The organism is Streptomyces sp. NPDC101165, from assembly GCF_044768135.1.
Lineage (GTDB): Bacteria > Actinomycetota > Actinomycetes > Streptomycetales > Streptomycetaceae > Streptomyces.
In genome coordinates, this window is sequence record NZ_JBIWPG010000001.1 from 102,513 (window position 1) to 121,885 (window position 19,373).

Sequence of the window (19,373 nt, forward strand, 5' to 3'; positions counted from 1 at the left end):
CGAAAAACGGCAGGGCCGGGCCCGGCCGGACATGACCAGCCAGCCCCCATGTACTAGAGTTATCTCGACATCGAGATATCTGCCGAGGCGCACCGCAGCCGCCACCCCAGTAAGGGTGACCTAACTTAGCCTTACCTTAGCGGATCGGCCAAGACGACGTGGCGGCAGGATTGCGGTGGTACGCGCACATCAATGAAGGAGACTGTCGTGTCGGCGAACAGCTTCGACGCCCGCAGCACGCTGCAGGTGGGCGACGAGTCGTACGAGATCTTCCGGCTGGACAAGGTCGAGGGCTCCGCTCGCCTTCCCTACAGCCTGAAGGTCCTGCTGGAGAACCTGCTCCGCACGGAGGACGGCGCGAACATCACCGCCGACCACATCCGCGCCCTCGGCAGCTGGGACTCGCAGGCCCAGCCCTCGCAGGAGATCCAGTTCACGCCGGCCCGCGTGATCATGCAGGACTTCACCGGCGTGCCCTGTGTCGTGGACCTCGCGACCATGCGTGAGGCCGTGAAGGAGCTGGGCGGCGACCCGGCGAAGATCAACCCGCTGGCGCCGGCCGAGCTGGTCATCGACCACTCCGTCATCGCCGACAAGTTCGGCACGAACGACGCCTTCAAGCAGAACGTCGAGCTGGAGTACGGCCGCAACAAGGAGCGCTACCAGTTCCTGCGCTGGGGCCAGACCGCCTTCGACGAGTTCAAGGTCGTCCCGCCGGGCACCGGCATCGTCCACCAGGTCAACATCGAGCACCTCGCGCGTACCGTCATGGTGCGCAACGGGCAGGCCTACCCGGACACCCTGGTCGGCACCGACTCGCACACCACGATGGTCAACGGCCTCGGTGTGCTGGGCTGGGGCGTCGGCGGCATCGAGGCCGAGGCCGCGATGCTCGGCCAGCCGGTCTCCATGCTCATCCCGCGCGTCGTGGGCTTCAAGCTCACCGGTGAGCTCACGCCCGGCACCACCGCCACCGACCTCGTGCTCACCATCACCGAGATGCTCCGCAAGCACGGTGTGGTCGGCAAGTTCGTCGAGTTCTACGGCGAGGGTGTGGCCGCCACCTCCCTGGCCAATCGCGCCACCATCGGCAACATGTCGCCGGAGTTCGGCTCCACCGCCGCGATCTTCCCGATCGACGACGAGACCCTGAACTACCTGCGCCTGACCGGCCGCCCCGAGCAGCAGGTCGCGCTCGTCGAGGCGTACGCCAAGCAGCAGGGCCTCTGGCTGGACCCGAAGGCCGAGCCGGACTTCTCCGAGAAGCTCGAGCTGGACCTGTCGACGGTCGTCCCGTCCATCGCCGGCCCGAAGCGCCCGCAGGACCGCATCGTCCTCGCCAACGCGGCCGAGCAGTTCAAGACCGACGTCCTGAACTACGTCACCACCGCCGACGAGGCGGGCCAGGAGTCCTTCCCGGCCTCCGACGCCCCGGCCGTCCACCCGAACGGCGCGCCGTCCAACCCGGTCCAGGTCACGGCCCCCGACGGCACGACCTACACCATCGACCACGGTGCGGTGACGGTCGCGGCCATCACCTCCTGCACCAACACCTCGAACCCGTACGTCATGGTCGCCGCCGCCCTGGTGGCCAAGAAGGCGGTCGAGAAGGGCCTGACCCGCAAGCCGTGGGTCAAGACCACCCTCGCCCCGGGCTCGAAGGTCGTCACCGACTACTTCGACAAGGCGGGCCTCACCCCGTACCTCGACAAGGTCGGCTTCAACCTCGTCGGCTACGGCTGCACCACCTGCATCGGCAACTCCGGCCCGCTGCCGGAGGAGGTCTCCAAGGCCGTCAACGACCACGACCTCGCCGTCACCTCGGTCCTCTCCGGCAACCGGAACTTCGAGGGCCGGATCAACCCCGACGTCAAGATGAACTACCTGGCCTCCCCGCCGCTGGTCGTCGCGTACGCCCTCGCGGGCTCCATGAAGGTGGACATCACCAAGGACGCCCTCGGCACCGACCAGGACGGCAACCCGGTCTACCTGACCGACATCTGGCCGACCGAGGCCGAGGTCAACGACGTCGTGGCCAACGCCATCGGCGAGGACATGTTCAACAAGTCCTACCAGGACGTCTTCGCGGGCGACGCCCAGTGGCAGGCCCTCCCGGTCCCGACCGGCAACACCTTCGAGTGGGACACCGAGTCGACCTACGTCCGCAAGCCCCCGTACTTCGAGGGCATGGGCATGGAGCCGGCCCCGGTCAGCGACATCTCCGGTGCCCGCGTGCTCGCCAAGCTGGGCGACTCGGTCACCACCGACCACATCTCCCCGGCCGGCGCCATCAAGGCCGACACCCCGGCGGGCAAGTACCTGACCGAGCACGGTGTCGAGCGTCGTGACTTCAACTCCTACGGCTCCCGCCGAGGCAACCACGAGGTCATGATCCGCGGTACGTTCGCCAACATCCGCCTGCGCAACCAGATCGCGCCGGGCACCGAGGGCGGCTACACCCGCGACTTCACCCAGGCCGACGGCCCGGTGTCGTTCATCTACGACGCCTCCCGCAACTACATCGAGCAGGGCATCCCGCTGGCCATCCTGGCCGGCAAGGAGTACGGCTCCGGCTCGTCCCGCGACTGGGCCGCCAAGGGCACCGCGCTGCTGGGGGTCAAGGCCGTCATCGCCGAGTCGTACGAGCGCATCCACCGCTCGAACCTCATCGGCATGGGCGTCCTGCCGCTGCAGTTCCCGGAGGGCCAGTCCGCCGAGTCCCTTGGTCTGACCGGCGAGGAGACCTTCTCCTTCACCGGTGTCGAGGAGCTCAACAACGGCACCACGCCGCGCACGGTCAAGGTCACCACCGACACGGGCGTCGAGTTCGACGCGGTCGTCCGCATCGACACCCCCGGTGAGGCCGACTACTACCGCAACGGCGGCATCATGCAGTACGTGCTGCGCAACCTGATCCGCAAGTAAGCGGCAGCGCACGGCGGTACAGGGCCGCATCCCCGGTGACGGGGGTGCGGCCCTTCGCCGTGCCCCGGCCGGCCACGGCGAAGGGCGTCACGAAGGTCATCACCCACCCTCAGACGGAACACAGGCTTCCCCCAGCGAACCGGGACAGGATCGGTACATGAGCCGCCGCCCGTGGGCCCGCTCGCTGCGCACACGCCTGCTGGTCCTCATCACCGTCACCCTCGTGGGTGTGTGCGCCGCGCTCGCCCTCACCACCGTCCTCGCCCAGCGCGCCTATCTCATGGGCACCCTGGACGACCGGGTGAACGCCGCCGCCGAACGCAGCGTGGGCGGTGCCGCACTCCACCCCGGACTCCCCGCCGACCTCGCCTTCCTCCGCGAGGGCGGCCACACCGAGGGGCTGCTCGCCGCCCGGCCGGACGCGGCCGGGCACCTCGTCTCCGCCGCGGTCGTCACCCGGGACGCGGCCCCGCGCACCCTCAGCTCCGCCCAGCGCGCCGCCCTCACCGGCATCCGGGCCGACGGCTCGGTGCACACCCGGACGGTGCCCGGACTCGGCACCTACCGCGTCACCGCCCTCGACGCGAGCGGCATCCGCGTCCTCACCGGCCTGCCCATGGACGACGTCCGGGCCACGCTCGGCCGGCTGGTCGAGATCGAGGCGATCGTCGGGGCCACCGGACTCGCGCTCGCCGGCGGCGTCTGCGCGGTCGTCATCCGCAGGCAGCTGCGCCCGCTCGACCGGGTCGCCGCCACCGCCGTGGAGGTCTCCCGGGTCCCGCTCGGCCACGGCCACGTCACCGCACTGCCCCGGGTGCCCGCACGCGACACCGACCCGGGCAGCGAGGCCGGCCAGGTCGGCGCCGCCCTCAACCGGATGATCGACCACGTCGAGGTCTCGCTCGCCGAGCGCCGGCGCGGCGAGGACCGCATGCGCCGCTTCGTCGCCGACGCCAGCCATGAACTGCGCACCCCGCTCACCTCCATCGCCGGGTACGCGGAGCTGATGAACCGTGTCGCCCCCGACCTCGCCTGGCGCCGCGTCCTCGCCGAGTCGGCCCGCATGACGGACCTGGTCGAGGACCTGCTGCTGCTCGCCCGCCTCGACGAGGGACGCCCGCTGCAGACCGCCGAGGTGGACCTCGCCGCCGTGGTCGCCGAGGCCGTGTGGGATGCCCGGGCGGCCGGCGCCGATCACGTCTGGCGGCTGGAACTGGGACCGGACACCCCGGCGCCGGTCACCGGCGACGTGGCCCGGCTGCACCAGGTGGTGGCCCACCTGCTGGCCAACGCGCGCACGCACACCCCGCCCGGTACGACCGTCACCGCCACCGTCGAGTCCACCGCCGGCCGCCACCTGATCCGCGTCCGCGACGACGGCCCCGGAATCCCGCCCGATCTGCTCCCGACCGTCTTCGAACGCTTCACCCGGGCCGACACCTCACGCTCCCGGGCGCCCGGCTCCCAGGGCGGCTCGGGCCTCGGGCTCGCGATCGCCGCGGGGATCACCGCGGCACACGGCGGCGGCATCAGTGTGACCAGCGCCCCGGGCCGGACCGAGTTCACGGTCGAACTCCCCGCGCCCGCTCGGCCGCTCTGCGCCGAGCCCCTCACTCCTCAAAGAGCTCCGTGAAGTCCGGCAGCGCCACCTCGGCCCAGATCACCTTGCCCTGGGGCGTGTACCGGGTGCCCCAGCGCTCGGTCATCTGCGAGACCAGGAACAGGCCACGGCCGCCCTCGTCGGTGATGGCGGCGTAGCGCAGATGCGGCGAGGTGCTGCTGCCGTCGGCCACCTCGCAGACCAGGGTGCGGTCACGGATCAGCCGGACATGGATCGGGTCGGAGCCGTAGCGGATGGCGTTGGTGATCAGCTCGCTCAGCACCAGTTCCATGCCGAAGCCCAGCTCGGCCAGGCCCCACTCCTCCAGCTTCTCGGATACGGCGCCACGCATCCCCGAGACGGCGGCCGGGTCGCGCGGCACGTCCCAGTCGGCCACGTTGTCGGGCGGCAGCGCCCGGGTGCGCGCGATGAGCAGGGCGACATCGTCCTTGGGCCGCTCGGGCAGCAGCTCGTCGAGCACCGCCTGACAGCTGTCCTCCGGCGTCCGGTCGGGGTGCCCCGCCAGCGCCCGGCGCAGCAGCTCCATGCCCACGTCCAGGTCGCGCGTACGGTCCTCGATGAGCCCGTCGGTGTAGAGGACGAGCTGGGTGCCCTCGGCCAGCTCCAGCTCGGCCGTCCGGAACGGCATGCCGCCGAGGCCCAGCGGCGGCCCGCCCGGCAGGTCGGGGAAGGTGACGCTGCCGTCCGGGTGGACCAGCGCGGGCGCCAGGTGCCCGGCCCGCGACATGACACAGCGCCGCGTCACCGGGTCGTAGATCGCGTACAGACAGGTGGCGCCGACGATCTCCCCGGCCGACTCCGCGCACGACGACTCGTCCTGGTCGATGCGGCCCACCAGATCGTCCAGATGGCTGAGCAGCTCGTCGGGCGGCAGGTCGAGCGTGGAGAAGTTGTGCACCGCGGTCCGCAGCCGGCCCATCGTCGCGGCCGCGTGCAGACCGTGCCCGACCACGTCTCCCACGGCCAGCGCCACCCGGCTCCCCGGCAGCGGGATCACGTCGAACCAGTCGCCGCTCACACCCGACTGGGCCGGGAGGTAGCGGTAGCCGACCTCCAGGGCGCTCTGCTCGGGCAGCGCCCGCGGCAGCAGGCTGCGCTGGAGGGTGACCGCCAGGGCGTGCTCGCGGGCGTACCGGCGGGCGTTGTCGATGCTGACCGCGGCCCGGGCCACCAGCTCCTCGGCGAGCGACAGCTCCTCCTCGTCGAAGGCGTCCCGCTTGGACCGCCAGAAGTTGACCATGCCCAGCACGGAACCGCGGGACTTGATCGGCGCGGCGATGAGCGTGTGGATGCCGAAGTCGATGATCTGCCGGGCCCGCTTCGGGTCCTGCGCCTGCCAGCCCGGCGCGGCCGACAGGTCGGTCACCAGCTCGGAGCGGCCGGCGCCGTAGCCGCGCGCCTGCGGGGTGGAGGGCAGGAAGTCGATCAGCCGGCCCTTCTCGTAGAGCGGGTGGTCGTCCCGGATGCCGTTCACGGCGACGCGCCGCATGTCCGTCGCCGTGCGGGCCGGCTCCTCTCCGTGCAGCACGGCGTCGGCCACGTCCACGGTGACGAAGTCGGCGAAGCGCGGGACGGCGAGCTGCGCCAGCTCCTCGGCCGTACGGACCACGTCGAGGGTGGTGCCGATGCCCAGTCCCGCGTCGTACAGCAGCTCCAGCCGCTCCCGGGCGGCCTCCGCCCTGCCGGACACCGCCTGCAGTTCGGTGGAGTCCCGGAGCGTCACCACGGTTCCCCTGGGGCCTCCCGCGCGGTCCGTCGGCCGCTGGTTGACCGCCAGCAGCCATCCGCCGGCGAAGTGCACCTCGTCGGTGGCCTCGCGCCCGGAGACCAGCAGCTCCACCATCTCCGAGTCGAGGGCCGACAGCTCCCGCACGTTGCGCCCCTCGGCCTCGGGGGGCAGCTCCAGCAGCCGCCTGGCCTCGTCGTTGGCCAGCAGCAGATGCCCGTCGTCCGCGACGATCAGCACGCCTTCCCGCACCGAGTGCAGCACTGTGTCGTGGTGCTCGTACATCCGGGTCATCTCGGCCGGAGCCAGGCTGTGGGTCTGCCGCCGCAGTCGCCTGCCCACCAGGGCCGTCCCGCCGGTCGACACCGCGAGTGCTCCGGCCCCGGCGGCCAGGATGATCGGCAGCTGCCGGTTCACCTCGCTGGTCACGTTCTTGACCTTCAGGCCGGCGGAGACGAGGGCGACCACCTTGCCGTGGTCGTCCTTTATCGGCACGGTCGCCTGTACCTCGTGGCCGAGCGGGCCGTGGACGCTCTCGGTGTAGACCTTCCCGGCCAGGGACGGTCCGATCCGGCCCACGAACCTATGGCCGATCTTGCTCGGAATGGGGTGGGTGTAGCGGATCCCCTTGGTGTCCATGACGACGATGAAGTCGACGCCCGCGCTCTTGCGCCCCGCCTCGGTGAGCGGTTGGAGCACCTTCGACGGTTCGGCGGTCTGCAGGGCCTGGAGGACGCCGGGCGAGTGCGCGAAGGTCTGCGCGACGGCGATGGACCGCCGCTTGGCCTCCGTGCTGGTGTCACGCTCCGACTGCAGGACAAGGGCGATGACGGCGCACACCACGAGCACCACCACCAGCGCCACCTGGAGGACGAAGACCTGCCCGGCGACGCTACGGGGGCTCTTGCCGACCATCGCACGCCTTGAGAGGTGCCTGAATCGGGCGAAAAGGTCCCACATGCGATATTTCTAGCACCGGCCTTTCCGGGTGACTATGGCTGGTCCAAGCGATGGACATCACATTCCGGCCGGTATGCCGGTCCGTGTGTCGCAGCGCCTGCGGCAGGCGTTTACACCTGACCCCGTGCGCGCTAGCTTCACGCGCAAGGGGTGGGAGCGCTCCCAGAGGTCCCGAGGGCCCTGGCGCGGCCCGGGTGGACCGGAACCCGCCCGGATCGCGCGGACGCTCCCGCCCTGTCTTCCTACGGTACGACTGAGAGCACCCGGAGGTAGGTGCGTCATGCCTATGACAATAGACGCGCGCCTCCCGAAGCGCCGCGATTACCGCGCCCCGCCCGTGGCAGGGCCCTCCTTCTGGTTCGCGGTGGGGCGGCACATCACCTCCAGGGTCTGGCAGCGCTCGGACAGCACGGAGACCGGTTCGCCGAGTCCGGGGCAGGGCATGACCTTCGGCTACGTCGTCCAGGGCTCCGGCGGTGGCGACTCCGCGGTTCTTCCCTGTCGGGTCGGTCGAGTCGCTCTGGGCGGACCCGGTGGCCGTGCACACCGGGTCCGCGAGCCGGGCAGGCGAGGGGGGTGAGTCCCTGCCCGGGTGGTGCTGGCTTGTGGTGGCGAGGCCGTGGGCGGGCCTCTGCCGTGTGGGGCGCGACAACGTTGTCTTATGGTCTGTACATGACTCTACCGCCTCAACCGACAACGATGTCAAGGTACTTGGGGTAGCCCGACCGAGTGATCCAGGCGTGCGTCTGCCGGGGCGTACGCGGTCTTCCGTGTTACCGGTGGCGCACGTTACTGTCCCTGCGGCTTGTGCGACCTGTGGTGCGCGACCCGTCCGTCAGGAAGGGCCGCGTCATGCGATTCCGTCCCACGTCCCTGCTGCTGGCCGCGGTGCTCGCGACCGGCGGCGCCACCCCCGCCCTCGCGGCGACCGCAGCTCCCCCCGGCCTCGTCAAGGACCCGACCCCGTACGTCGATCCGCTGATCGGCACCAGGAACGGCGGCAACGTCTTCCCGGGCGCCGTCGTGCCGTTCGGCATGTTCTCCTTCAGCCCGGAGAACACCAGAGGCGACGCCACCCGCACCGCCGCGCCCGGCGGCTACCAGTACGACGCCACCCGCATCCGCGGCTTCAGCCTGACGCACATGTCCGGCACCGGCTGCGCGGGCGGCAGCGGCGACATCCCGCTCTTCCCGTACGCGGGCGAGGTCACCTCCTCCCCGGCGAGCGACACCAAGGACGCCGTCTACGCAGCGGACTTCCGCCACTCCGACGAGACCGCCGAGCCCGGTCACTACAAGGTGGGCCTCGCCTCCGGCGTCACCGCCGACCTCACCGCGACCACCCGCACCGGCTCGGCCCGCTTCACCTACCCGGCGGACAAGCCCGCCTCGCTGCTCGTGCGCACCGCCAACTCCGAGGTGGGCTCCGCGGACTCGACGGTCACCGTCGACCCGGCGACCCGCACCGTCTCCGGCTCCGTCACCTCCGGGAACTTCTGCGGCTACCTCGACCCCGAGGGCCAACGCTCCTACTACACCCTGTACTTCACCGCCCGCTTCGACCGGGCCTTCACGGCCACCGGCACCTGGCAGGACGACAAACTGAGCCCCGGCTCCCTGCACGCCTCCGGCGGCACGGGCGGCTTCTCGCACGGGGGCCGGCCGGTCGCGGGCAAGGGATCCGGAGGGTATGTGCAGTTCGCGCCCGGCACCGGCCCGGTGAACGTCAAGGTCGGCATCTCCTACGTCAGCCAGGCGGGCGCCGCGGCGAACCTCGCCGCGGAGAACCCGGCGGGCCGCTCCTTCGACGCCGTCGCGGACGCGGCGCGGCGGGCCTGGCGCGACCGGCTGGGCGCGGTCCGGGTCGGCGGCGGGACCGACGCCGAACGCACCACCTTCTACACGGCGCTGTACCACTCCCTGCTGCATCCGAACGTCATCAGCGACGCCGACCGCAGATACCGTGGTGCGGACGGCCGGCCGCACACCGTCGACCGTCGCCAACACGCGCAGTACGGCACCTTCTCCGGCTGGGACGTCTACCGCGACCAGGTGCAGCTGCTCACCCTCCTCGACCCGCGTACCGGATCCGACATCGCCCAGTCGCTGTACGAACTCGCCGGGCAGAACGGCGGGATCTGGGACCGCTGGCTGCACGGCGCGAGCGGCACCCACGTCATGAACGGCGACCCGTCGCCCACCGCGCTGGCCGGCATCCACGCCTTCGGCGGCACCGGTTTCGACCTCAAGGGCGCCCTGGACTCGCTGGTCAGGGCGGCGACCGTGCCCACGCAGCAGGACCTGTCCGCGGCCGGCAAGCCGGTGCTGTCGGTGGGCCAGCGCCCATCGCTCGACAAGTACCTCAAGCTGCACTACATGCCCAGCGTCTCCAATGCCTGGGGCGGCGCCGCTGAGACCCTGGAGATGTCCACCGCGGACTTCTCCCTCGCCCAACTCGCCACGGCGGCAGGGGAGAAGGACACGGCGGCCGCCTTCACCCGCCGCGCCCAGTGGTGGCAGAACAACTTCAACATCGCGGCCGACCTGAGCGGCGGCTACGTCGCCAACCGCAAGGCCGACGGCAGCTGGGTCACCGGCTTCACCCCCGACACCGGCAACGGCTTCGTGGAGGGCACGGCCGCCCAGTACACCTGGATGGTCCAGCACGACCCGGCGGGGCTGTTCGCGGCAATGGGCGGCACCGACAAGGCGCTGGTCCGGCTCGACGACTTCTTCCACACGAGCGACGGCGGCTGGGCCTTCACCGGTCAGGGCGGCACCAAGTCCGAGCTGGACAACGAGCCTTCCGTCAACGTGCCCTACCTGTACGACTACGCGGGCGCGCCCTACAAGGCGCAGGAGACCGTCCGCGCGGCGATGCGGCAGCTCTGGTCGACCGCGCCCGGCGGCATCCCCGGCAACGACGACCTCGGGGCGATGTCGTCCTGGTACGTCTTCTCCGCGCTCGGCATGTACCCGCAGGTGCCCTCCCGGGCCGAACTGGTCCTCGCCTCACCGCTGTTCGAGCGCATCGAGATCGCCCGTCCGCAGGGCAACGACATCTCCGTGCACGCGACCGGGGCGGCGGCCGACGCGCCGTACATCCAGTCACTGAAGGTCAACGGGCGGGCCGGTGACCGGCCCTGGCTGCCGGCCTCCTTCGTGCGCGACGGCGGCCGCCTCGACTACACCCTCTCCACCACCCCGGACCGCACCTGGGGCGCGGCCTCCCCGCCGCCGTCCTTCCGGGAGGGCGAGCAGCCGTACCAGATCGGCGTCGGCCCCACCGCCGCCACGGTCGCACCCGGTGACCGCACGAAGATCGGCATCCGTGCCCTCGCGCTCGGCGGCGGCACCGGCCCGGAGGTCCGCTTCCGGGTCGAAACCCCCACCGGTGTCACCGCCACGCCCGCCGAGGGCACGGTCACCGACGGATCCCAGGAGATCACCCTGACCGCGGCCGAGGACGCCACCCAGGGCTTCTACGCGGTCAAGGTCACGGTGACCTCCGGCGACACCTCCTACGAGCAGCCGGTCTCCCTCAGCGTGGCCGCACCGGGCACCCTGCTCGCCGCCTACAACAACACCGGTGTCTCCGACGACGAGGGTGAGCACGACGAGGCCGACTACGACGGCGGCGGCTGGAGCTACTCCCGCCAGGCCCTCGCCGCGGCCGGCCTCACCCCGGGCGGGCAGGGCACGGCCGGCGGCCTGACCTTCACCTGGCCGAACTCGCCCACGGGCCGCCCCGACAACGCCTCGGCCACCGGCCAGACCATCGAACTCGCCGAGCCCGCGACCCGGTTGTCCTTCCTCGGCAGCGCGGTCAACGGCAACCAGCAGACCAAGGCGACCGTCACCTACACCGACGGCACCACCGACACCGTCGACCTCTCCTTCACCGACTGGACCGTCGGCGGCGGAGGCGGCACCGTCCAGTACAGCAACGAGGTCGTCGCCAAGACCGCGTACCGCAACGTCGCGGGCGCCGACAAGGATCCGGTGGCGACGTACGTCTTCGCCACCAAGCCGTTCGCGGCGCCGGCCGGTAGGACCGTCAGGAGCGTCCGGCTGCCGGAGAACACGGACCTGCACGTGTTCACCCTCGCCACCGGCTGAGCGCACACACGAAAGGGGGCGGACCCGAGCGGGCCCGCCCCCTCTTCCGTGCCGCCGTCAGGCCAGCAGCTCCACCTCCGCCAGCGTCGACTCGCCGTCGAGGACCAGGCGGTACTTCGCGTACGAGCCCGGTGCGGCGACGGTGAACACCCGGGTCTGGCGGTCCCAGGTGAACGACTCGCCGGAGCGGTGGTCCAGGGTCTTCCAGGTCGTGCCGTCCGCGGAACCCTGCAGGGTCCAGCCGGTCGGCGCCTTGGTGTGGTCGGCCGACGAGGTCAGGGTGTACTGGACGGCCCGGGTGGCGGCGCCGACCGGCAGGTCCACCGAGGTGACCGTGGCGCTCGTCGCCGACGTGTTGTCGAACAGGGCGCCGTCACCCTTCAGTACGTCCGCGCGGGGCGTCGGCACCTTGTCGTCCTGGGTGATGGACACCGGCGCCGCGTTCTTGCCCGTGCCCCAGGTCGAGGGCTTGGACCCCATGAAGAACTCCAGCACGCCGCCCTTGGCCAGCAGCGAGTGGGGGAGCGAAGTCGACGTCCAGGGGCGGCCGTTGACCTTCAGACCCTGCACGTACACGTTTCGCGGGCTGTTGCGCGGCGCCTTGATCACCAGGTCCCGGCCGTTCTCCAGGTGCACGGTCGCCTTCGTGAACAGCGGGGAACCGATGGCGTACTCGCCGCTGCCCATGACCAGCGGGTAGAAGCCCAGCGAGGAGAAGAGGTACCAGGCCGACTGCTCGCCGTTGTCCTCGTCACCGTGGTAGCCCTGCCCGATCTCGCTGCCGGTGTAGAGCCGGGACAGCGCCTCGCGGACGTTCGCCTGCGCCTTCCAGGGCTCGGCGGCCGCGTCGTACATGTAGATCACGTGGTGCGCGACCTGGTTGGAGTGGCCGTACATGCCCATCCGGACGTCCCGGGCCTCGGTCATCTCGTGGATGACACCGCCGTAGGAGCCGACGAAGTCCGGCGAGGCGGTCTCCGGGGTGCCGAAGTAGGCGTCGAGCTTCTCCGCGAGGCCGGTGCGGCCGCCGTACAGGTTGGCCAGGCCCCGGCTGTCCTGCGGGGCGGTGAAGGCGTAGCCCCAGCCGTTGGTCTCCGTGTAGTCGTAGCCCCACACGCGCGGGTCGTACTTCGCGGAGTCCACGCGCCAGGCCCCCTTGGCGTCCCGGCCCTGGAAGAAGCCCGCCTTGGGGTCGAAGAGGTTCACATAGTCCCGGGCGCGGTTGAGGAAGTACTGCGACTCCTCCTGGTAGCGTTTCTCGCCGGTCTTCTTGTAGAGGGCCTCGCCCATCTTCGCGATGCCGTAGTCGTTGACGTAGCCCTCCATCGCCCACGACAGGCCCTCGTGCGTGTCGGTGCTGGTGTAGCCGAGGAACGGCGAGGTGCTCATGCCCTTGCGGCCCACGCCCGAGGACGGCGGAACGACCGTCGCGTTCTTGACCGCCGCGTCGTACGCCGCCTTCGCGTCGAAGTTCACACCCTTGACGTACGCGTCGGCGAACGCCACGTCCGAGGAGGTGCCGGTCATCAGGTCGGCGTAACCGGGGGAGGACCAGCGCGAGGTCCAGCCGCCGTCCTTGTACTGCTGCACGAACCCGTCGACCATCTCGCCCGCCTGAGACGGCGTCAGGAAGGAGTACGCCGGCCAAGTGGTCCGGTAGGTGTCCCAGAAGCCGTTGTTGACGTACACCTTGCCGTCGACGATCTTCGCGCCGGTGTGCGTCGGGGTGTCCGGACCCGGCATGGGGGAGAAGGGCGAGGCGTACTGGTCCTTGCCGCCGACCTTCTCGAAGCCGGAGTTCGGGTACAGGTACAGCCGGTACATGCTGGAGTACAGCGTGGTCAGCTGGTCCGGGGTCGCGCCCTCCACCTCGACCTTGCCGAGCAGCCCGTCCCAGGCCCGCTGGGCCTGCTTCTTCACGGTGTCGAAGGACGTGCCGTCCGGGATCTCCTGGCGCAGGTTGTCCTTCGCCTGGTCGATGCTGATCAGGGAGGTGGCCAGGCGCAGGGTGACCGTGCGGTCGGCGCCCGCGTCGAAGCGCAGATAGCCCTTGACCCCGGCGGCGGAGCCGTCCGTCACCGGCTTGTCGAAGACGCCGTACACGAACAGCCGGGTGGCGCCTGTGGAGAGGCCCGACTTCACGTCCGAGTAGCCGGTGACGATCCCGTGTTCCTTGTCCAGGGTCAGGCCCGCCTGCTCGGTGACGTTGTCGAACAGCACGCTCGCGTCGTCGCCCGGGTAGGTGAAGCGCAGCGCGGCCGCGTGGTCGGTCGGCGTTATCTCCGCCTTCAGGCCGTTCTCGAACCTGACGCCGTAGTAGTACGGCCGCGCGGTCTCGTTCTCGTGCCGGAAGGCCAGCTCCCGTGTCTCACGGTCGGTGTTCGGGGTGCCGGGCACGGCGGACGGCATCAGCTGGAAGGTCTGCCGGTCGCCCATCCACGGGCTCGGTTCATGGCTCGCGCTGAAGGCCTGGATCGTCGGCAGATTGTCGTCGTTGTTCGCACGTGCGTACTCGTACAGCCAGCTCAGCGAGGACGCGTTGGTCACCGGCGTCCAGAAGTTGAAGCCGTGGGGAAGGGCCGTGGCAGGGAAGTCGTTGCCGCGCGAGAAGCTGCCGCTGGAGTTGGTACCACGCGTGGTCAGCGCGTAGTCCGACAGATGCGCCTTCGGCTTCTCGGGAGCCACCGACCTGAGCGCCACGTCGTCTATCCAGCCCCGGAACTTCGCCGGGCCGCCCGGGGAGTCGTAGGCCACCAGGATCCGGTCGACGGTCTTGCCGCCGGCCACCGAGCCGATCCGCGAGAGCACGTCGTTCCACTGGTTGACGTAGAGCGCCTTCGCCGCTCCCTGCCCGCGCGGCGACAGCGCGAAGCCGTGCTGGTCCAGCGCGCCCAGCTCGCTCAGATAGGTGCCGTCGGTGAAGGCCAGGTCCACGGAGACGTTGGTGGCGTCGTAGTCGCGGTCGCCGTCGGCCATCGACGGGAAGATGCGGTACGACAGCTGGGTGTCGGCGCCGACCTTCACGTTCACGTCGAAGATCTTGTTGTACGAGTACGCCCGGCCGGCCGCCGTGTGCCGCCCTGCGTAGCGCAGGGCCCGCTTGCCGGTGAAGCCGGCGCGGGCCTTGGCCGTGGGCGAGCCGCTCGGGCCCTTGTCGACCAGCGACAGCATGTCCTGCGGCACCGGGCCGCCCCCGCCGCCGGTCGAGAACTGCATGTCGGCGAGTTGCAGTATGTCCGAGGCGCCGTTGTTCTTCGTCACGTCCAGCCGGAAGAACTGGTACTCGCCCGGCTCGGCCAGGTCGTACGACTTCGTCTGGAAGCGCTCCGAGAAGGACTCGCCGGAGCGGGTGTCGATGGTCTTCCAGTCCTTGCCGTCCGTCGAGCCCCTGAGCGTCCAGTCCCTCGGGTCGCGCTCGTCGAAGTCGTTGGCGGAGGTGAGCGCGTACGTCACCAGCTTGATGGGCTTGTCCAGGTCGAACTCGACCCAGCCGGTGGGCTGGAAGGTCAGCCACTTGGTGCCGGGCTCGCCGTCGACGAGGTTCTCCTTCATCTCGCCCGCGCCCTCGTTCTCGCCGCTGGCCCGGACCTCGGTCACATGGTCGGTGACATTGCCCGGAATGCCCGTGCTGTAGCCGCCGTCCACGCCCGCGGAGCGCTTGGTTCCGTCCGGCGCCGTGTCGACGGTGTTCAGCCAGTCCGGCGCCGGGTCACCGGCCTCGAACGAGGTTGCGAACTCCTGGTCGGAGGCCGCGGCCCTGGCTGGCTGGGCGACCGCGGCGCCCTGTGCGCCGACGGCCATGACAAAGGCGGCCGTGAGGACGACCGCCGGACCGTATCTGTGTCGAGTTCTCCGCTGCCTCTTGCGCTGCATCTACGGATTCCCCTCCTGCGCCCGCTCTGGACAACGTTGTCAACTTCGATGCGCAGGAACCAGTAGGTGGTCAAGTGGCCCTTGATGTCAAGGGTGTTGGGTGTGGCATTCAGGGGCCTATGTCGCCAATTTCTCCGTCGCGGCGCCCACAGGTCGCTCATATTTCCGAGAGGTCTCAACTCGGAAAAGACCCATCGCCAACCTTGCATTCGATCTTGCTCCGCTGGCGGGAAGTGGACTATACCTGTCGGCGTTTCCCGCATGACCCTGCACTACCCGACAGCGGTGCCGGGGAGGATCCGGTTCACCGCCTGAGTCCTGGAGAAGGCGAGGACTTGAGCATGGGATCCACTGCGCACCACGGTGGCGAAGGCGTCGGCCGCCGCGATCTGATCAAGCGTTCGGCCGCGCTCGGCCTGGTGGCCGCCCCCGGAATGGGTCTGCTGTCCGCCTGCGCGAGCAGCGGCGGCGACGGCCAGGACAAGGCGAAGGCGGGCAAGAAGACCGCGAAGAACCCGCTCGGCGTCAACGAGACGGCGAAGATGGAATTCGTCCTGTTCGACGGCGGTTTCGGCAAGGAGTACGCCCAGGACGCCGTGAAGATCTACCAGAAGGACTTCCCCAAGGCGACGGTGAAGTTCTCCGCCACCCAGAAGATCCAGTCCACCCTGCAGCCCCGCTTCAACCAGGGCAACCCGCCGGACCTCATCGACAACTCCGGCGCCGAGCAGATGGACATGGGCGTCCTCGTCGGCAAGAACCAGCTGGCGGACCTCACCCCGCTGCTGGACGCGCCGTCGTACGACGACCCGAGCAAGAAGGTCCGCGACACGCTCCGCCCCGGCATCGTGGAGATGGGGCAGTTCGACGGCAAGCCGGTCTGGATCCTGTACTACGCCTACACCGTCTACGGCGTCTGGTACTCGCAGAAGGCGCTGGACTCCCTCGACGCGCAGTACCCCGAGACCTGGGACCAGATGCTCGCCGTGTGCGAGAAGGCCAAGAAAAAGGGCATGGCGGGCTGGACGTACGCGGGCAAGTACCCGTACTACCTCCCCTTCTCGCTGTACCCGATGATCGGCAAGGTCGGCGGCCGTGAGGTGCTCGACGCCATCGACAACCTGGAGCCGAACGCCTGGAAGCACCCGGCGGTCAAGGCGTGCTTCGAGGCCTACTACGAGCTCTACAAGAAGGGCTACATCCTCAAGGGCACCCCGGGCCTGGACCACATCCAGTCGCAGACGGCCTGGGCCAAGGGCAAGGCGCTGTTCATCCCGAACGGCTCCTGGGTGGAGAACGAGTCGGCCAACGTCATCCCGGCCGACTTCAACCTCGCGGTCTCCGCGCCCACCGGCATCGACAGTTCGGACAGGATGCCGTTCGGCACCATCTGGGCCTCCGGCGGTGAGCCCTTCGTCGTGCCGGCCAAGGCGGCCAACGCCGAGGGCGGCATGGAGCAGCTGCGCATCATGCTCTCCGAGGCGTCCTCGAAGAACTTCACCGCCAAGGTGAAGTCGCTGACCGCGTACAACGGCGGCACCAGCGGCATCAGCCTCACCCCGGGTCTGAAGTCGGGTGTGGCGGCGCTGGACAAGGCCGGATCCAACGTGGTGAATCCGCGGCTGCAGGACTGGTACGTGCAGCTGCAGAAGGAGAAGATCGGTGTGGCCGGTCTCGGCGAGATGATGGCCGGCCGGCTCACCCCGGCCGAGGCCATCAAGAAGATCCAGGGCTTTGCCGACGAGGCGGCCAAGGACACCTCCATCAAGCACTACAAGCACCAGTAACCAGCACCTTTACCGCACCGGAGTGGCGATGCAGCACGGCAAGTACCGGTTCATCGTGGGGTTTCTGGCACTGCCCCTGGGACTGTACGCGCTCTTCGTGGTGTGGCCGTTCATCCAGTCCATCTACTACTCGTTCACGGACTGGACCGGCCTCAGCCCCGAATTCAAGATGGTCGGCTTCGACAACTACAAGAGGATGCTCCACGACGACATCTTCTGGAAGTCGTTGCAGCACAGTCTGATCTTCGCTCTGGTGCTGCCACTGGTGACACTCGGTCTGGCGCTGTTCTTCGCCTTCATGATCAATGTGGGCGGACGGCGGAGAAGGGGCGGCCCCGTGATCACGGGTGTCCGGGGCTCGTCCTTCTACAAGATCGTCTACTTCTTCCCGCAGGTCCTGTCGATCGCGATCGTGTCGCTGCTGTTCGCCTTCGCGTACAACCCGGACAGCGGCGCGATCAACTCACTGCTGCGCGGCATCGGCCTCGACAGCGTCCAGCCGCTGTGGCTCGGCGACCCGAGCCTCGCACTGTGGTGCGTGATGGCGGTGCTCGTGTGGTCCACGGTCGGCTTCTTCGTGGTCCTGTTCTCGGCGGGCATGGCGTCGATCCCGGCCGAGCTGTACGAGGCGGCGCTGCTGGACGGCGCGAGCCGCGCCACCACGTTCTTCCGCGTCACCCTGCCGCTGCTGTGGGACACGGTGCAGTCCGGCTGGGTCTACATGGGCATCCTCGCGCTCGGCGCCGAGTCGTTCGCGGTCGTACAGATCATGACGACCGGGCCGGGCGGTCCCGACTACTCGACCACCGTGATGGTCCTGTACGTGTACCAGAAGGCGTTCCGGGACGGTCAGGCCGCCTACGCCACCACCATCGGCGTCGCCCTGCTCGTCGTCACGCTCGCGTTCGCCGCGATCGTGATGCGGCTGGGCCGTCGCGAGCGGCTGGAGTACTGAAGCGATGAAGACGACCGAGACCTCCGCTCCGCTGCCGGCCGAGTCCGGTGCGACCGTCTCCAAGGTCGACGTGCCGTCGGCGAAGCCGGCCGCCGAGAAGAAAGAGGGCAGCGTCCTCAACGTCTTCTCCCACGGCATGCTGATCCTGTGGGCGATCATGGTGGTCCTGCCGCTGCTGTGGGCGGTGATGACTTCCTTCAAGGACGACAGCGCGATCTTCGGCTCGCCCTGGTCCCTGCCGACCAAGCTGCACTTCGACAACTGGTCGCGCGCCTGGACCCAGGCCAACATGAGCGACTACTTCCTGAACACCATCCTGGTGGTCGGCGGCTCGCTGATCGGCACCCTGGTGCTCGGCTCGATGGCGGCCTACGTACTGGCCCGTTTCGACTTCCCCGGGAACCGCTTCATCTACTTCCTCTTCATCGGCGGCATGAGCTTCCCGATCATGCTGGCGCTGGTCCCGCTGTTCTACGTCGTGAACAACATGGGGCTGCTGAACACGATCCACGGCCTGATCCTGGTCTACATCGCGTACTCGCTGCCGTTCACGGTGTTCTTCCTGACCGCCTTCTTCCGCACGCTGCCGACCTCGGTGGCGGAGGCGGCCTTCGTGGACGGCGCCTCGCACACCCGTACGTTCTTCCAGATCATGCTGCCGATGGCCAAGCCGGGCCTGATCAGCGTGGGCATCTTCAACTTCCTGGGCCAGTGGAACCAGTACATGCTCCCGACGGTCCTCAACACCGACCCCGACAAGCGCGTCCTCACCCAGGGGCTGGTCCAGCTCGCGGTCAGCCAGGGTTACAAGGGCGACTGGTCCGGCCTCTTCGCGGGCCTGGTCATGGCGATGCTGCCCGTCCTGGCGGCCTACATCGTCTTCCAGCGCCAGGTGGTCGCGGGCCTGACCGCCGGCGCGCTGAAGTAGGGAGCGTCCTCACGAGCGGGCCCAGCTCAGCTGGGCCTCACTCAGCGGGGGAACGAAGCCGTCCGGGAACATCAGCATGCGCGGGTCCGGCCACAGGTTCTCGGGCCCGTGCTCCGCGCAGTGCAGCTCGATCAGATGGGCCCCTTCCCCGCAGGCCTCGTGCAGGTAGGGCCGCGCGTGCGCCCGGCAGACGTACCAGAGCCTCACACAGTCGTCCTCGTCACCCGGCTCGTGGAACGCGGGGTCACGAACGATCACGGTCACCGGTTCCTGCCGGTTGAACCGGGGGACGGGCCGCGGGTCGCACCACAAGAGTCGGTCCGGCAGCACCGCCCCATCCTGCCGCACCCCCGCCCCTCGAAGCACGGGCCCACCGAGCCACAGACAGCCGCCCGACCACTCCCACGGCCCAGATCCCCCACTGCCGCCGCCTTGGCGGCCCTGAGCTCTCATGCCCTGCCACCGCTGACCCTCGGCCT

Annotated in this window: 10 protein-coding genes; 6 read left to right on the forward strand and 4 right to left on the reverse strand. The window is 69.6% G+C overall.

Annotation, left to right across the window (positions count from 1 at the left end):
* Positions 1 to 207: 207 nt before the first annotated feature.
* Entirely contained in the window at positions 208 to 2,925 is a 2,718-nt protein-coding gene (acnA, locus tag ACIRVH_RS00480; protein ID WP_403947004.1) for an aconitate hydratase AcnA, read from the forward strand.
* A gap of 157 nt (positions 2,926 to 3,082) precedes the next feature.
* Positions 3,083 to 4,558, forward strand: coding sequence for an ATP-binding protein (locus ACIRVH_RS00485; protein WP_403947006.1), 1,476 nt, complete (start codon positions 3,083 to 3,085; stop codon positions 4,556 to 4,558).
* Here ACIRVH_RS00485 and ACIRVH_RS00490 read toward each other — a convergent pair.
* Positions 4,536 to 7,187: a SpoIIE family protein phosphatase gene (locus ACIRVH_RS00490; protein ID WP_403947008.1), complete on the reverse strand. Its 2,652-nt coding sequence runs from the start codon at positions 7,185 to 7,187 to the stop codon at positions 4,536 to 4,538. The genes ACIRVH_RS00485 and ACIRVH_RS00490 overlap by 23 nt on opposite strands.
* A 366-nt stretch (positions 7,188 to 7,553) precedes the next feature.
* Positions 7,554 to 7,676 (reverse strand): hypothetical protein, encoded by a 123-nt coding sequence (locus ACIRVH_RS00495; protein ID WP_403947010.1) that lies wholly within the window; start codon positions 7,674 to 7,676, stop codon positions 7,554 to 7,556.
* 408 nt (positions 7,677 to 8,084) lie between these two features.
* Between ACIRVH_RS00495 and ACIRVH_RS00500 the strand changes: the two genes are divergently transcribed.
* Positions 8,085 to 11,351 carry a GH92 family glycosyl hydrolase gene (locus ACIRVH_RS00500; RefSeq protein WP_403947012.1) on the forward strand — a complete coding sequence of 1,089 codons (3,267 nt, stop codon included), beginning with the start codon at positions 8,085 to 8,087 and terminating at the stop codon, positions 11,349 to 11,351.
* A gap of 57 nt (positions 11,352 to 11,408) precedes the next feature.
* On the opposite strand, the gene ACIRVH_RS00505 is transcribed toward ACIRVH_RS00500, so the two are convergent.
* Complete coding sequence (locus ACIRVH_RS00505) at positions 11,409 to 15,152, reverse strand: GH92 family glycosyl hydrolase (RefSeq protein ID WP_403947773.1); 3,744 nt, start codon at positions 15,150 to 15,152, stop codon at positions 11,409 to 11,411.
* A gap of 413 nt (positions 15,153 to 15,565) precedes the next feature.
* Here ACIRVH_RS00505 and ngcE point away from each other — a divergent pair, with 413 nt between their 5' ends.
* From ngcE to ACIRVH_RS00520, 3 genes are read left to right on the forward strand one after another with little or no spacing between them, the layout of a single operon-like run.
* Entirely contained in the window at positions 15,566 to 17,011 is a 1,446-nt protein-coding gene (gene ngcE / locus ACIRVH_RS00510) for an N-acetylglucosamine/diacetylchitobiose ABC transporter substrate-binding protein (protein ID WP_403947014.1), read from the forward strand.
* A 28-nt stretch (positions 17,012 to 17,039) separates the two neighbouring features.
* Complete coding sequence (locus ACIRVH_RS00515) at positions 17,040 to 17,966, forward strand: carbohydrate ABC transporter permease (RefSeq protein ID WP_403947775.1); 927 nt, start codon at positions 17,040 to 17,042, stop codon at positions 17,964 to 17,966.
* Positions 17,967 to 17,970: 4 nt separating this feature from the next.
* Positions 17,971 to 18,894 (forward strand): carbohydrate ABC transporter permease, encoded by a 924-nt coding sequence (locus tag ACIRVH_RS00520; RefSeq protein WP_403947016.1) that lies wholly within the window; start codon positions 17,971 to 17,973, stop codon positions 18,892 to 18,894.
* Between the two features lie 9 nt (positions 18,895 to 18,903).
* Here ACIRVH_RS00520 and ACIRVH_RS00525 read toward each other — a convergent pair whose 3' ends face one another.
* On the reverse strand, positions 18,904 to 19,152 hold the full coding sequence (locus ACIRVH_RS00525; RefSeq protein WP_403947018.1) for a hypothetical protein: 249 nt from the start codon (positions 19,150 to 19,152) through the stop codon (positions 18,904 to 18,906).
* Positions 19,153 to 19,373: the final 221 nt, after the last annotated feature.

Coding starts and splice junctions, on each gene's coding strand:
- ACIRVH_RS00485 (WP_403947006.1), top strand. CDS start 3,083: ATGAGCCGCCGCCCGTGGGCCCGCTCGCTGCGCACACGCCTGCTGGTC.
- ACIRVH_RS00490 (WP_403947008.1), bottom strand. CDS start 7,187: ATGGTCGGCAAGAGCCCCCGTAGCGTCGCCGGGCAGGTCTTCGTCCTC.
- ACIRVH_RS00495 (WP_403947010.1), bottom strand. CDS start 7,676: ATGCCCTGCCCCGGACTCGGCGAACCGGTCTCCGTGCTGTCCGAGCGC.
- ACIRVH_RS00500 (WP_403947012.1), top strand. CDS start 8,085: ATGCGATTCCGTCCCACGTCCCTGCTGCTGGCCGCGGTGCTCGCGACC.
- ACIRVH_RS00505 (WP_403947773.1), bottom strand. CDS start 15,152: ATGGCCGTCGGCGCACAGGGCGCCGCGGTCGCCCAGCCAGCCAGGGCC.
- ngcE (WP_403947014.1), top strand. CDS start 15,566: ATGGGATCCACTGCGCACCACGGTGGCGAAGGCGTCGGCCGCCGCGAT.
- ACIRVH_RS00515 (WP_403947775.1), top strand. CDS start 17,040: ATGCAGCACGGCAAGTACCGGTTCATCGTGGGGTTTCTGGCACTGCCC.
- ACIRVH_RS00520 (WP_403947016.1), top strand. CDS start 17,971: ATGAAGACGACCGAGACCTCCGCTCCGCTGCCGGCCGAGTCCGGTGCG.